Origin of the sequence: Enterococcus sp. DIV1937, assembly GCF_050535975.1 — a bacterium.
GTDB lineage: Bacteria > Bacillota > Bacilli > Lactobacillales > Enterococcaceae > Enterococcus > Enterococcus faecalis.
Genome location: NZ_CP172909.1, coordinates 1,356,371 through 1,371,235, shown reverse-complemented (window position 1 = coordinate 1,371,235; position 14,865 = coordinate 1,356,371). Strand labels below are relative to the sequence as shown.

The 14,865-nt window shown below is 39.2% G+C and carries 17 protein-coding genes and 1 riboswitch; all 17 genes read left to right on the top strand.

Annotation, left to right across the window (positions count from 1 at the left end; all coding sequences use genetic code 11):
• Positions 1 to 39: 39 nt before the first annotated feature.
• A riboswitch (adenosylcobalamin (AdoCbl) riboswitch) is annotated at positions 40 to 189 on the top strand.
• A 292-nt stretch (positions 190 to 481) separates the two neighbouring features.
• The 17 genes from IGL13_RS06625 to IGL13_RS06545 all read left to right on the top strand — a co-directional run bounded on the left by IGL13_RS06625 (position 482) and on the right by IGL13_RS06545 (position 14,796).
• On the top strand, positions 482 to 1,612 hold the full coding sequence (locus IGL13_RS06625; protein ID WP_002378260.1) for a 1-propanol dehydrogenase PduQ: 1,131 nt from the start codon (positions 482 to 484) through the stop codon (positions 1,610 to 1,612).
• A gap of 159 nt (positions 1,613 to 1,771) precedes the next feature.
• Positions 1,772 to 2,119: an ethanolamine utilization microcompartment protein EutS gene (gene eutS / locus IGL13_RS06620; protein ID WP_002345864.1), complete on the top strand. Its 348-nt coding sequence runs from the start codon at positions 1,772 to 1,774 to the stop codon at positions 2,117 to 2,119.
• Positions 2,120 to 2,146: 27 nt separating this feature from the next.
• Complete coding sequence (locus IGL13_RS06615) at positions 2,147 to 2,719, top strand: ANTAR domain-containing response regulator (RefSeq protein WP_002357503.1); 573 nt, start codon at positions 2,147 to 2,149, stop codon at positions 2,717 to 2,719.
• On the top strand, positions 2,720 to 4,153 hold the full coding sequence (locus IGL13_RS06610; RefSeq protein ID WP_002357504.1) for a sensor histidine kinase: 1,434 nt from the start codon (positions 2,720 to 2,722) through the stop codon (positions 4,151 to 4,153).
• A gap of 66 nt (positions 4,154 to 4,219) precedes the next feature.
• Positions 4,220 to 5,668, top strand: coding sequence for an ethanolamine ammonia-lyase reactivating factor EutA (gene eutA, locus IGL13_RS06605; protein ID WP_194180166.1), 1,449 nt, complete (start codon positions 4,220 to 4,222; stop codon positions 5,666 to 5,668).
• Positions 5,669 to 5,685: 17 nt separating this feature from the next.
• Positions 5,686 to 7,050 carry an ethanolamine ammonia-lyase subunit EutB gene (locus IGL13_RS06600; RefSeq protein WP_002357506.1) on the top strand — a complete coding sequence of 455 codons (1,365 nt, stop codon included), beginning with the start codon at positions 5,686 to 5,688 and terminating at the stop codon, positions 7,048 to 7,050.
• 17 nt (positions 7,051 to 7,067) lie between these two features.
• Positions 7,068 to 7,979, top strand: coding sequence for an ethanolamine ammonia-lyase subunit EutC (gene eutC, locus IGL13_RS06595; RefSeq protein ID WP_002363986.1), 912 nt, complete (start codon positions 7,068 to 7,070; stop codon positions 7,977 to 7,979).
• Between the two features lie 13 nt (positions 7,980 to 7,992).
• Positions 7,993 to 8,646 (top strand): ethanolamine utilization microcompartment protein EutL, encoded by a 654-nt coding sequence (gene eutL, locus IGL13_RS06590; RefSeq protein WP_002357509.1) that lies wholly within the window; start codon positions 7,993 to 7,995, stop codon positions 8,644 to 8,646.
• A gap of 13 nt (positions 8,647 to 8,659) precedes the next feature.
• On the top strand, positions 8,660 to 9,178 hold the full coding sequence (locus tag IGL13_RS06585; protein WP_002357510.1) for a BMC domain-containing protein: 519 nt from the start codon (positions 8,660 to 8,662) through the stop codon (positions 9,176 to 9,178).
• Complete coding sequence (locus IGL13_RS06580; RefSeq protein WP_002357511.1) at positions 9,169 to 10,647, top strand: acetaldehyde dehydrogenase (acetylating); 1,479 nt, start codon at positions 9,169 to 9,171, stop codon at positions 10,645 to 10,647. Before IGL13_RS06585 ends, IGL13_RS06580 begins: the two co-directional genes overlap by 10 nt.
• Positions 10,648 to 10,770: 123 nt before the next feature.
• The gene (locus tag IGL13_RS06575) at positions 10,771 to 11,061 is read left to right on the top strand and encodes a BMC domain-containing protein (protein ID WP_002357513.1); all 291 of its coding nucleotides are present in this window, start codon (positions 10,771 to 10,773) and stop codon (positions 11,059 to 11,061) included.
• A gap of 67 nt (positions 11,062 to 11,128) precedes the next feature.
• Positions 11,129 to 11,698 (top strand): hypothetical protein, encoded by a 570-nt coding sequence (locus IGL13_RS06570; RefSeq protein WP_002378263.1) that lies wholly within the window; start codon positions 11,129 to 11,131, stop codon positions 11,696 to 11,698.
• 3 nt (positions 11,699 to 11,701) lie between these two features.
• On the top strand, positions 11,702 to 12,337 hold the full coding sequence (gene eutD / locus IGL13_RS06565) for an ethanolamine utilization phosphate acetyltransferase EutD (RefSeq protein WP_002357516.1): 636 nt from the start codon (positions 11,702 to 11,704) through the stop codon (positions 12,335 to 12,337).
• Between the two features lie 14 nt (positions 12,338 to 12,351).
• On the top strand, positions 12,352 to 12,951 hold the full coding sequence (locus IGL13_RS06560; RefSeq protein WP_002363982.1) for a TIGR02536 family ethanolamine utilization protein: 600 nt from the start codon (positions 12,352 to 12,354) through the stop codon (positions 12,949 to 12,951).
• 12 nt (positions 12,952 to 12,963) lie between these two features.
• Entirely contained in the window at positions 12,964 to 13,227 is a 264-nt protein-coding gene (locus tag IGL13_RS06555) for a EutN/CcmL family microcompartment protein (protein ID WP_002378264.1), read from the top strand.
• A gap of 12 nt (positions 13,228 to 13,239) precedes the next feature.
• Positions 13,240 to 14,340: an ethanolamine utilization protein EutH gene (eutH, locus tag IGL13_RS06550; protein WP_002357520.1), complete on the top strand. Its 1,101-nt coding sequence runs from the start codon at positions 13,240 to 13,242 to the stop codon at positions 14,338 to 14,340.
• 12 nt (positions 14,341 to 14,352) lie between these two features.
• Positions 14,353 to 14,796, top strand: a complete 444-nt coding sequence (locus tag IGL13_RS06545; RefSeq protein ID WP_002357522.1) for an ethanolamine utilization protein EutQ — start codon at positions 14,353 to 14,355, stop codon at positions 14,794 to 14,796.
• Positions 14,797 to 14,865: the final 69 nt, after the last annotated feature.

The following is a 14,865-nucleotide window of genomic DNA, read 5'->3' as shown; positions in this document are numbered from 1 at the left end:
TGCTTTTCTAAAAAACTTATGGTAAATTTCAGATAGATTAAACGAATATTTTATGAAAAATATGAATGGAAGCCAGTGAGAATCTGGCACGGTCCCGCCACTGTGAAGAAGCAAGGTTGCTTTTAAGTCAGGTCTTTTCATTTTTTCATTATTGGGCATGCTGTTTCGAGGCAAAACAGGATGTTTCTTAACAACGCTTGTGTTGAAAATCCAGCCCAAGATATTTGTATTAATCCAATTAATGGCACGAGGAAGTGCTTTTGGGAATTTTGGGCTGGTCTTTCAATGTTGAAGGAGATTTCAGGTACAATGACGTACTGCTATATTCCCTTTTTTTATTGACAATTAATTAAAGGCGTTGTACTCTATGGATAAGGTTTCGTGTACAATGGCGTATACATAAGGAAGCAAAGACGCTTCAGACAGATGATTTTTCGTTTGTTTGAAGTGTCTTTTTGTATTTTATTAAGGAGGAATTGAGATGAAAACAATTCATTTCCCTACCGAACTATGGGTAGGAGAAGGCGCATTAGCCAATTTGGAAACACTTCATGATAGACGTGTTTTCATTGTCACAGATCCATTCATGGTTGACTCTGGATTTGTGAATGAAGTGACAAAGCATTTAACAAAAAGTGAATGGCAAATTTTTAGTGATATCATCCCCGATCCACCAATTGATAAGATTGCTGCGGGAATTAAGCATTTAGCGACATTTCAAGGAGATACGATATTAGCTTTAGGTGGGGGATCCGCTATTGATGCGGCCAAAGCAATGAAATTTTTTGGCAAACGTACTTTGCAAACTCAGATTGCTGAGTTTATTGCGGTTCCTACAACTAGTGGGACTGGTTCAGAAGTTACGAATTTTTCAGTGATTACGGTTGCTGAAACTGGCACCAAAATCCCGCTTGTAACGGATGAAATTCAACCAGAAATTGCGATTTTAGATACAAATTTAGTGATGAGTGTGCCACCAAAAATCACAGCGGATACAGGAATGGACGTCTTAACACATGTTATTGAAGCGTATGTTTCAACAGAAGCAAATCCGATTTCAGATGCGTTGTGCGAAAAAGTCGTTCGCTTAGTATTCGACAATTTAGAAATAGCCTTTAATGAGGGTAGCAACCAACAAGCCCGTGAAAATATGCATTTAGCTTCATGTATGGCAGGGATGGCGTTTAATGTTACTTCGTTAGGCTTGAATCACGGTATTGCTCATGCGGCCGGTGCGCGTTTACATGTGCCACATGGACGAATGAATGCGATGCTCTTACCGGAAGTCATTGCATATAACAGTGGCTTAGCGAATGGCAAAGTCACCAACGAACCAACAGCTAAACGTTATGCGCAGTTAGCAAATTGTCTAAATGATACACAGACAACCAATGCACGGATTGGTGTTCAACAATTTATTCGACAAATCAAGCAACTCCGTCAAAAATTAAACATGCCTGCCACTTTTAGTGATTATGGTTTACCAAAAGAAGAAGTCCAAGCTGCAATCCCAAAAATAGCTGAAGGCGCATTGATGGATGGCTGCACCAAAACAAATCCTGTCCAACCAACAACAGAAGAAGTGACAAAAATTTTAAATTCTATCTTATAAGCGATTGACAGGATGAAATCGATAACATATAATGTGGGTAGCACAACGGCGTGCTTCAAAATTTAAGAGCAAAGAAGCTCCTTAGTAGAAAGCGAAAGTGGAACCTTTACGTTTTTTATTGAGGATTTTTTATTTGCTAAATTAAAGGAGCGAGTCTGGTTGGAAGAAAAACAACGAATGATTCAAGAATATGTTCCTGGGAAACAAGTAACGTTAGCGCACATCATTGCTAGTCCTAATAAAGAAATTTATACAAAATTAGGATTGCCAGAAGGCACCAGCAATGCACTAGGTATTTTGACAATCACTCCGAGCGAAGCGGCAATTATCGCTGTTGATATTGCGACTAAAAGCGGAGATATCCAAATCGGTTTTATTGATCGTTTTTCTGGATCGGTAGTCATTTCTGGTGACGTAAGCTCAGTGGAAGCAGCCTTACAAGCGGTGATTGAAGGTTTACAACAGATTTTAAACTTTTCTGTAACTTGTAAAATTACCAGAACATAGCGTTGAAAGGACAAGGGCGTGAAGAAAATGGATGGACGAATTGTAATAGTCGATGATGAACCTATTACGAGACTCGATATTCGTGATATTGTGATAGAAGCAGGGTACGAAGTAGTCGGTGAAGCAGCTGATGGTTTTGAAGCAATTGAAGTATGTAAAAAAACACAACCTGACCTAGTATTAATGGACATTCAAATGCCAATTTTAGATGGTCTAAAAGCAGGTAAAAAAATTGTTCAAGACCAACTAGCCAGTAGTATTGTCTTTTTATCTGCATACAGTGACGTACAAAATACGGACAAGGCTAAAAAATTAGGCGCACTGGGTTATTTAGTTAAACCTCTAGACGAAAAATCATTAATACCTACAATTGAAATGAGCATTGAACGAGGCAAACAAACGCAGCTGTTACTAAATCAAATCGATAAATTAAGTTTAAAATTAGAAGAACGTAAAATTATCGAAAAAGCCAAAGGTATTCTTGTAAAAGAAAATCATATATCGGAAGAAGAAGCCTACCAAATGTTGCGTACGTTAAGTATGAACAAACGCGCACGTATGAGTGAAATTGCAGAATTGATTGTAATGGATGATGAATAAATGAAACGATTAGAGCAATTATGTCACCAATATACCAATCTTTCAGAATCAGACATTAAAGAATTACAACGTACAGCACGTTATCTTTCTTCGACGACACTCTATCAAAGTGCAGATGTTTTTATTGATGTGTATAAGGAAATGTCACAGCAAGCACTAGTCGTTTATCATAAGCCGCCTGCGAAGACAACTTCTTTATATAGCGGAGATGTCGTCGGGATGGAAGCTTTATTAAAAAATGAACCTGGTGTTCTGCGTACCATGCAAACTAGCTTAAATAGCATTGGTTTGTTAGCAGTGACTCAGGAAAATCGTTTGATTAAGCAAAATATCTATCCCATTCGCAATGAACATCGAACGATTGGTGTCATTATTGTCGAGATTGCGGCAGATGAAGAGATTCAAGCGGACTTACAAAAAGAGGAGCTAAATAACTGCCAGTTAGCAAAAGTAGCGAAATCAACTAGTCAAGTCGACGCATTATTTATTGATCAATTGGCAGAAGCCGTTTTGATTTTTGATGCGGCGGGTCACTTATTAATTACCAATCACAATGCACAAGAGCTTTATCGCAAACTTGGTTATCGGGATAATATCATTGGAATGAGTTATGACAATTTGTCCATCGATTATACAACTTTTGAATATGTGTTGTATCAAATGAAATATAAAATGAGTAATCAACCAATTGAAAGCAAAACGACCTACCTTAATTATTATTTTAAGGTTCGGAAAGTGTGGTTGGCATCAGAAGAACAACTGATTATGATTATTCAAGACAATACAGAATTTAAAGAAAAAGAAGCGGAAATTATTTCCAAATCTGTTGCGATTCGTGAAATTCATCATCGTGTTAAAAATAACTTGCAATCGGTGGTTTCCTTATTGCGTATTCAAGAACGGCGAACGCAAAGCCCCGAAGCAAAAAAAGTCCTTCATGAAAGTGTCAATCGAATTATGGCGATTGCAGCCACCCATGAATTGCTGTCAAAACAAGTCAAAGATGACGTTGCTTTACGGCAAACATTGGAAGCAGTGATGTATAATTTTAGACATCTTTTTCAAGGCGCACAACCCATTGAGATGATGATGGATGTTGATCCAGCCATTATGGTTTCTAGCGAACAAATGGTTACCATTTCCCTTGTTGTCAACGAACTATTACAAAACATTTTTGATCATGCATTTGAGCCACAAACAAGTGGCGTTGTTAAACTTAGTGGAACATTAGATAATAAAATGATTACCATTACTGTTACAGATAATGGTAAAGGCTATGATGTTCATCAAAGTAACGAGACCAGTTTAGGTTTGATGATTGTCAAAAGCTACGTAAAAGATAAACTAAAAGGAAAAATTACAATTGAATCCAATAAACAGGGAACTAAAACCTGTTTCTATTTCGAACAGAACACCAGTGATGTTGTTCATTGATTAAGCAAAGGCGCTTAAAGAAAAGTAGAAAGAAATTTTCTAACGATTCTTTAAGTGCCTTTTTGTATGCAAAAGGAGGCGAGTCAGGCGATGTCGAAGGAAGCACTTTTAACCGTAGGGATTGATTTAGGGACGTCTACAACCCAATTAGTCTTGTCAGAATTAACTGTTGAAAATTTTGCCTCTGCGTTTACAGTACCACGTATCAGCATTTCTGATAAAAAAGTCATTTACCGAAGTGACATTATCTTTACACCCTTACTTAACCAATCAGAAATTGATGCAGAACCTATCAAAGCGTTTGTAGCGGAGCAATATCGCCAAGCAGGCATTCATAAACAAGATATTCAAATGGGTGCGGTAATTATCACAGGTGAAACTGCTCGAAAAAGCAATGCCAACAATGTGCTACGAGCACTTAGTGGCTATGCAGGTGATTTTGTCGTTGCTACGGCTGGTCCTGATTTAGAAAGTATCATTGCCGGGAAAGGCGCTGGTGCTCAAGCTTATTCTGAAACGAAACGCAAACCAGTGGTTAATTTAGACATTGGTGGTGGAACGACAAATTTAGCTGTCTTTAAAGATGGTGAAGTGATTGATACGGCTTGTTTTGACATTGGCGGACGCTTAATTAAATTAGATCAACAACAAAAAATCACCTATATAGCTCCGAAGATTCAAGAAATTATAAATAAAAAAGGGCTAACCTTGCACCTTGGTGACCAAGCCACCGAACAAAACTTACTGCCAATTATTTCGGAATTAGTTGCCGTGTTAGAAAATAGCATTGGCTTGGGGACACAAAGTCCGTTCTACCAGTTATTAGTAACCAACCATCCACTACGAAAAGCTGAGGAATTACCAATTGTAACATTTTCTGGTGGTGTGGCTGATTGCTTAAATACGACAAGTACGAATCTCTTTAAATATGGAGACATCGGCTTGCTTTTAGGAAAATATCTGAGAAAGTCACTGATTTTTTCGGAAAAAGAAGTCTTAGAAAGCGCAGAAACAATCCGAGCGACGGTCGTCGGAGCAGGTTCACACACTGCTGAAATTAGCGGAAGCACGATCGCTTATCGTGAGCAAATTTTGCCGGTAAAAAATATCCCAATTCTAAAATTAGCGCAAGAGGATGAAACCCTTACTGTGACAGAACTAGGCCAGCGAATCCAAGAAAAACTCAATTGGCATCGTATTGAAGAAACGCCCCAGATTGCCCTAGCAATTAGAGGCATGAGCAATCCAACATTTGCTGATATTCAACGCTATGGTCAAGGGATTGTGGAAGGATTAGCTAGTTTAGTTGCTGAACAAATTCCCATTATTGTTATGGTGGATGAAGACATGGCGAAAGCTTTAGGGCATGCCTTAAGTGCCCATCTGCCAAAAGACTATCCGTTTATCTGTCTTGATTCGGTCAAAGTAGAAAACGGTGATTATGTAGATATCGGTTTACCAGTGGCAGAAGGAGCCGTCCTTCCAGTCATTGTTAAGACCTTAGTATTTAATTAAAAAGGAGCGACACAAAGATGATTTTAAAAACCAAACTATTTGGCAAAGTCTATCAATTTACATCCGTTAAAGAAGTCTTAGCCAAAGCCAATGAAGAAAAGTCTGGCGACAAGTTAGCTGGCGTAGCTGCTAATTCAGCCGAAGAACGCGTGGCGGCGAAAGTCGTTTTATCAGAATTGTCCTTAAATGACTTGTTTAACAATCCCGTCGTTGATTATGACGAAGACGAAGTGACACGCATTATTATTGACCAAGTCAATATGCGAATTTTTGAAAGTATTAAACATTGGACAGTTGCAGAATTACGCGAATTTATCTTATCTTCGGAAACAACCGATTTTGATATCAAACGAATTTCCCGTGGACTCACTTCTGAAATGATTGCTGCTGTCTGTAAATTAATGTCCAACATGGATCTAATTGTTGGCGCAAAAAAAATCAATATTGAAAAAACCGCCAACACAACGATTGGCCGTCCCGGAACTTTTTCAAATCGTTTACAGCCGAACCATCCAACCGATAATGTCGATGGCATTATGGCTTCAGTTATGGAAGGTCTTTCTTATGGCGCCGGTGATGCGTTAATTGGTTTGAATCCTGTTGATGATTCTACAGAAAGTGTTAAACGGATCTTAAACAAATTTGAAGAGTTCCGCAGCGAATGGGAAATTCCAACACAAACTTGCGTGCTTGCTCACGTAACGACACAAATGGAAGCCATGCGTCAAGGCGCGCCAACTGGCTTAGTCTTTCAATCCATCGCTGGTTCAGAAAAAGGGAACACAGCATTTGGTTTAAATGCAGAAATTTTAGCTGAAGCACAAGATTTAGCGCTTCACAGTGGTCAAGCAGCTGGTCCTAATGTGATGTATTTTGAAACAGGTCAAGGCTCAGAACTTTCTTCTGAAGCGAACTTTGGCGCAGACCAAGTCACAATGGAAGCGCGTTGTTATGGCTTAGCCAAAAAATTTGATCCGTATATTGTAAATACTGTTGTCGGCTTTATTGGACCAGAATATCTTTACGATTCAAAACAAGTCATCCGCGCTGGTTTAGAAGATCATTTCATGGGCAAATTAACTGGAATTTCAATGGGCTGTGATGTCTGCTACACCAACCATATGAAAGCTGATCAAAATGATATGGAAAACTTAGCAATGTTATTAGCAACAGCTGGTTGTACGTATATCATGGGGATTCCTCATGGCGATGATGTCATGTTAAATTATCAAACAACTGGGTTCCATGAAACTGCGACGATTCGTGAAACATTAGGCTTACGTCCAATTAAAGAATTTGAAGAATGGATGGAAAAAATGGGCTTAATGGAAAACGGAAAATTAACAAGTCGCGCTGGCGATGCATCTGTATTTATTAAATAAACGAGGTGAGAATACAAATGAACGAAAAAGAATTAAAAGAAATGATTGCCGGAATTTTAACAGAAATGGTCGCTGACAATCAAGCGGTTTCGACTGCCACTGTGACTGCTGAAGAAAAACCAGTCACAACACACGTCACTGAAACGACAGAAATTGAAGAAGGCCTAATTCCTGACATTACTGAAGTAGATTTACGTAAACAATTACTATTGAAAAATGCCGTTGATCCTGAAGCACTATTAAAAATGAAAGCTTTCTCGCCAGCTCGTTTAGGCGTTGGTCGTGCAGGGACGCGTTATATGACTAGTTCAACATTACGTTTCCGAGCGGACCATGCGGCAGCACAAGATGCGGTCTTTTCAGACGTAAGCGAAGACTTGGTAAAAGAAATGAATTTTATTTCTACAAAAACAATCTGTAACAGTAAAGATGAATATTTAACACGTCCAGATTATGGTCGTCAATTTGATGAAGAAAATAGTGAAATCATTCGGAAAAATACGACACCAAAAGCCAAAATCCAAATGGTCGTAGGGGATGGCCTTAGTTCAGCTGCTATCGAAGCGAATATTAAAGAAGTCCTACCAGCAATTAAACAAGGATTAAACATGTACAACTTAGATTTCGACAATGTAGTTTTTGTTAAATATTGTCGCGTGCCAGCAATGGATAAAATTGGTGAAATCACTGACGCTGATGTTGTTTGCTTGCTAGTTGGCGAACGTCCTGGTTTAGTAACAGCTGAATCTATGAGTGCCTACATTGCCTACAAACCAACTGTCGGTATGCCAGAAGCACGGCGGACAGTTATTTCAAATATTCACAAAGGTGGGACACCGGCTGTTGAAGCAGGGGCCTACATTGCCGAAATTATCAAAAAAATGTTAGACAAGAAAAAATCTGGTATTGATTTAAAAGAAGCTGAATAAAGGAGGATTTCTCATGAAAAATGATCGTCTAGGCGCAAATGTCCTAAGTATGAAAGTCATTCCCAATGTCGATCCGGCATTAGCAAAAGAATTATCATTGAAACCAGAACATCGCTCATTAGGAATTGTTACTTCCGATTGTGATGATGTCACTTATGTTGCATTAGATGAAGCAACTAAAGCCGCCGATGTTACTGTAGTTTACGGTAAAAGTATGTATGCTGGCGCAGCAAATGCTTCAACCAAATTAGCCGGTGAAGTGATTGGCATTATTGCTGGTCCGAGTCCTGCCGAAGTCAATAGTGGCTTGAGTGTCATTACGCAAGTCATTGAAGAAGAAGCCAGCTTCTATAGTGCTAACGAAGATGACAGTATTGTTTATTTTGCACATGTAGTATCAAGAACGGGTAGCTTTTTATCTGAACAAGCGAATATTCCTGAAGGTGAAGCGATTGCTTATCTGATTGCACCACCGCTAGAAGCAATGGTTGGCTTAGATGCAGCAATGAAAGCTGCCGATGTTCAAATGGGTGTCTTTTATGGACCACCTTCTGAAACGAACTTTGGCGGCGCCTTATTGACAGGTAGTCAATCTGCATGTAAAGCTGCTTGCAGTGCGTTTGAACAAGTCATTCAAAATATCGCTGACAATCCGTTGAGTTATTAAGGATGTGACCTGAATGAAAGCATTAGGAATGGTCGAAGTCAAAGGATTTTTAGGTGCCATTAGTGTGGCCGATGCGGCATTGAAAGCCGCCGACGTTACTTTGTTAAAAGCTGAAATTATTAATGGCGGTTTAACAACTGTGGAACTGATTGGTGACGTTGCCGCGGTCCAAGCTGCCGTTGAAGTAGGCACGGAAGTAGCTAAAGAATTAAATTGTTTAATTGCTCATCATGTGATCTCACGGGTTGATGCTCAAACGGAAGTAATTTTATCAGATCCAGAACCCAAGTCAGCACCTGAACCGATGGAACAAGTAGAAGTAATTGAAGAAGAGATTGAAACACCAGATTTGGAAGAACACACAGGCACACGCCAAAAATTAGAAACACAACGCGTGGTTGATTTACGCAAACAAGCCTACAAAATGAACCTAAGTAGTTTAAAGAAAAGTGAGATTAAATTTGCCAATAAAGAAGCTTTAATTCAAGCAATCATGGCTGAAATAGAAAGAAGTGAAGACGAGTGGAATTAGTAGATAAAGACTTACGTTCCATCCAAGAAACAAGAAATTTAATCAGAAAAGCCAAAGAGGCACAGCAAGTATTAGCAACATTTTCGCAAAAACAAATCGATGCGATTGTTCAAGCGGTTTCAGAGGCTACATTTAACCAACGAGAAAAGTTAGCGAAAATGGCCAATGAAGAAACAGGATTTGGTATCTATGAAGATAAAATCATCAAAAATGCTTTCGCTTCAAAAGTAGTATATGACGAAATGAAGGACAAAGCTACAGTTGGTGTGATCCATGATGATGCTGCCAAAAAAGTCACTGAAATTGCTGTCCCAGTGGGTGTAATTGCAGGATTAATTCCTTCTACCAACCCGACATCAACAGTCATTTACAAAGCATTAATTTCATTAAAAGCTGCCAACAGCATTGTTTTTTCACCACATCCCAATGCGTTGAAATCGATTATTGAAACAGTGGAAATTATCCAAAAAGCGGCTATTGCTGCAGGGGCACCAGAAGGTTGTGTCTCGGTCATCAAAACGCCAACCATGCAAGCGACCAGCGAATTAATGAAAAATAAAGAAACAAATTTAATTTTAGCTACTGGTGGAAACGCAATGGTTAAAGCCGCGTACTCTTCTGGAACACCAGCAATCGGTGTTGGGCCTGGTAATGGACCAGCCTACATCGAACGAAGCGCAAATGTTCCTCATGCAGTGAAACAAATAATGGATTCAAAAACTTTCGATAACGGTACAATTTGTGCATCGGAACAATCAATTATTGTTGAAACTGTCAACCGTGAAGCGGTCAAAGAAGAGTTAATTAAGCAGGGAGCGTATTTCTTAAGTCCAGCCGAAGCCGACAAATTAGCTAAATTTATTTTACGACCAAACGGTACAATGAACCCGCAAATCGTGGGTCGTTCCGTTCAACATATTGCTTCATTAGTTGGTTTATCTATTCCAAAAGATCGCCGCTTAATTGTTGCCGAGGAAACACATGTAGGCTTGAAATATCCATTTTCAAGAGAAAAATTGGCGCCGATTATTGCTTTCTATACAGTTGAAAACTGGGAAGCAGCTTGCGCGTTATCAATTGAAATTTTGAAAGGTGAAGGTGCGGGTCATACAATGGGCATTCACACAGAAAACAAAGAAGTCATTCGTGAATTTGGCTTAAGAAAACCCGTCTCTCGTTTGCTTGTTAACACCTCTGGTACACTTGGCGGAATTGGTGCTTCAACTAACTTAGTGCCAGCATTAACACTAGGTTGTGGCGCAGTTGGTGGCAGCTCAACTTCTGATAATATTGGGGTTGAAAATCTGTTCAATTTACGTCGTGTTGCTTATGGCGTGCGTGATTTAGAAGAGATTCGTCAAGAATTTGGTCAAACATCAACCACATCTGTGGCTACTTCTTGCGAAACAACCAATCAAGAAGAACTAGTAAATGCCGTGGTAGCTCAAGTTTTAGCTCGCTTAAACTAACAAGAAACGAGCGAGTAAGAGTAAAACAAATAAATTATTGGATTTAGGGTTTGGGACCTAAGTCAAATTGCTAATTGTCCCAAATTTTTAAAAATAAAACATACATCTTAGGAGGAAATTATAATGTCAAGTACAAATGCTTTAGGAATGATCGAAACTCGTGGTTTAGTAGGTGCTGTTGAAGCAGCCGATGCAATGGTGAAAGCGGCAAACGTTACTTTAATTGGAAAAGAACAAGTCGGTGGCGGTTTAGTTACAGTAATGGTTCGCGGTGACGTTGGTGCCGTAAAAGCAGCAACAGATGCTGGTGCTGCTGCAGCAGAACGTGTTGGCGAATTATTATCTGTCCATGTAATTCCACGTCCACATACAGAAGTAGACGCTATTTTACCACACGCAACAACTGAATTATAATTTTGATTTTTTGGGGCAGAGGTAGGTTCATTACTTCTGTCCTAAACTTTCATTGAGGAGGGGTGTTATGACAGTTATTACAGAAGATATGCTTCGCATCAAAAGGCTTAAAAAAGAACTAGAAGATGGCACGGATTTTGTGTTTCCTGTAGGCAGTTTTCTGACGCCAGCCGCCAAAAGCTATCTACGCGAGCATCGGATTAATAGCAGCTTCTCTTCAACAAACCCATTGCTTTCTGAGGTTCATTCAGTGAAGGCCTCCTCACAAAAACAAAAACAAGAACATTTATCAAAAGAAACAATTTATGAGATTCGGCACTTAAGCCATCTATTGTATTTGCCTTTCTTAACGAATGAAGCGTTATCAACAGAAGGTTGGTTATATTTCGAACAACAACAACAGTGGTTAGAGAAATTTATTTTAGAACAGTCGCTTGTAATGGAACCAGTCATTTTGGAATCAAAGGTAACTATTCTAACTAACCAACAGAGACAATGGCGCTATTCCTCAAAAGAAATTCAATTACAACTAGATAAAATTATTCTCCAGTTAAAAGGAGAATCACAACTGTTCGGACTTTTTCAAGCTTGGGCTACAGAATTAATTAGCACCATGGCTGAAATATCACGAAACTAGGAGATGAACAAATTGGATTCAATGAATGAAATTGTTGAAGAAGTTGTTAAACGAATTCAGCAACAACAACAAAATACTTTTGAAGTTGAAGCTTCTGGCCGACATGTTCATTTGTCTCGTCAAGAGATTGATGCATTATTTGGACCAGGATATCAACTAACAAAAGTGAAAGATTTATCACAACCTGGACAGTTCGTTTGTAAAGAACGAATTACGGTTGCTGGACCTAAAGGACTTTTTCAAAATGTGGTTATTTTAGGCCCTGAACGTAGCGAATCACAAGTTGAAGTCTCTATGACGGATACACGTATTTTAGGAATTAACGCCCCGGTTAGAGAGAGTGGCAAGACAGAAGGGACACCCGGCGTCACGTTGATGAACGGATCAGCAGTTGTGACATTAAGTCACGGCTTAATTGTTGCCAAACGTCATATTCACATGACACCAGAAGATGCCTTAAAAAATAAAGTAAGCAATAGCCAAATTGTGCAAGTCAAAGTGGAAGGCACACGTCCGTTAATCTTTGATGATGTAGTTGTGCGAATCAGTCCGCGATTTGCAACGTACATGCACATTGACTACGATGAAGCCAACGCTTGCGGCTTAACCAAAGGAGCTCGTGGCTATATTCTTAAGTAAAAGGAGGAAGGACAATGAACGTTTCTGAAATGGAAAATTTGATTCAACAGATTACTGATCAAATTTGTCAACAATTGCTGTCGTCGTCTTATTCAGTGGCTTTAGCAGAAGCAAAAGAAGCATTTCCTGAAGAAATGTTTGTTCGTTTTCCTGATGTAAATTGGGTAACCAAGGAGCAGAAGCTAGCACGAGGCTTGGTTGTAAAGAGGCTAACGATTTCCCAAGTAAATGCGATTGCGCATTTACAGGAAACGGATGAATTAGTCAAAAACATCTTAGCATTCTTATTTGAAGGTAAGCCGGTATTGGTTTTAACCCCAATACCTTCAGTGACTAAAAATTCACGATTGAAGTATCGTTTGAAACAAACGATTCAGGAAAACGTGGACATGTGCCAACAGTTTGGGCTGATTTTTTATCATGATTCAGAAAATTACGCTGTGTTTCAGGCGGCCTGTCAAAAACAACTTCGTTCTTTAGCTGAGACCAAACGAACCTACATTACTGAAAAACAATTGATAAGAATGACAGAATCAGGTGTTTCTTTAAGTAAAAACGCCTATTTAACCCCGTTAGCGAAAGATTATGCTAGGAAACATCAATTGCTGACGTAAGGAGGAAAAACGATGCTTTTAGGAAAAGTGACTGGTAGCCTTTGGTCAACAAGAAAAGATGAAAAATTAAATGGCTGGAAATTTATGATGGTTGATATTTTGAATCAAGGGGACGAAAAGCAAGGATTTTTAATTGCTGCTGACAACGCTGGAGCTGGTGTCGGGGACAAAGTGTTAATTAGTCAAGGCAATGCTGCCCGTATTTCGGCAGAAGATCCGAATGTCCCAATTGATGCAATGATTGTTGGTGTCATTGATTCTACAGAGGAAGAATAGGGAGGACGAGACATGAGCATTAATGAAATTATTATGTATATTATGGTTCTTTTCATGATTATTGGAGGAATCGATAAATGTATTGGCAACAAACTAGGTTTAGGGGAGCAATTTGAGGAAGGGATTATGGCTATGGGTTCTCTAGCGCTTTCTATGGTAGGGATTATCACTTTAGCGCCTGTCTTAGCCAATCTTTTAAGTCCGATTGTCGTTCCTGTCTATGAATTACTAGGGGCTGATCCAGCAATGTTTGCCACAACCTTATTGGCCAATGATATGGGCGGCTTTGCGTTAGCGCAACAATTAGCCAATGATCCGCAAGCTGGTTTATTTGCGGGGGCAATCTTAGGTGCAATGATGGGACCAACGTTAGTCTTTACAATTCCAGTAGCGCTTGGCATTATCCAAAAAGACGACCAACAATTCTTAGCAACAGGTGTTTTGAGCGGGATTATTACAATTCCTTTTGGTTTATTAGCAGGTGGTTTAACAGCTGGCATGCCATTGTCATTGATTATTCCTAACTTAATTCCAATTATTATTGTTGCCGCTTTAATTATTTTAGGTTTATGGTTAGCGCCAAAGGGCATGATTAAAGGCTTCCAAATTTTTGGTCAAGGCGTAGTGATTGTCGCTATCTTTGGTTTAGTTGTGGGGGCGATTCAACTATTATTAGGAATTACAGTGATTCCTGGCATTGCACCAGTTACTGAAGGAATTGAAGTCGTTGGCGGGATTGCTTTAACTTTAGCTGGCGCTTTCTGTTTAGTAGCTGTGATTACGAAAGTCTTTAATAAACCATTGATGAAACTAGGAAAAGTTTTAGGAATGAATGAAGTAGCGGCTGCAGGAATGGTTGCTACATTAGCTAACAATATTCCCATGTTCCAAATGTTAAAAGACATGGATAATCGAGGAAAAATTATTAATATCGCTTTTGCTGTTTCGGCTTCTTTCGTTTTAGGTGACCACCTTGGTTTTACTGCAGGCGTAGCAAAAGAAATGATTTTTCCAATGATTGTTGGCAAATTAGTTGGAGGGATTACCGCCATTTTTGTGGCTATCTTTATGGCAAATCGAATGCTAGGGAAACCCGAAACAGAAGTGAAATAATGAGGTGTAAATATGACAGAATTAAATCGTGAAATGATTGAAACGCTTGTTCGACAAATTGTCACAGAAAAATTAATGCCGACTAAACAAGTGGATCCAAGTGGAATTATGTCCATCAAATTACCCGAAATCGACGTAACAGAAGACGACCGCTTAGATACAGGCAACCCAGCGGACATTGTTTACACAAAAGATCTGTTTTCTTTAGAAGAAAGCCCGCGCCTTGGTTGCGGTTTAATGGTGATGAAAGATACCACCTTCGACTGGACACTAGAATACGATGAAATTGATTATATTATTTCAGGACAATTAGATATACTGATTGACGGACGTAAAATTTCTGCAACAGCCGGCGAAATTATTTTAATCCCGAAAAGTAGCAAAATTCAATTTTCAGTGACGGGTGATGCTCGCTTTGTCTACGTGACTTATCCAGCAGATTGGCAAAGCCAATAATTATTTTATCGGCAGTCAGAGAATAATTTTGCCAAAACCCTTTACTCAGCGTTATAATAAATAAGAACG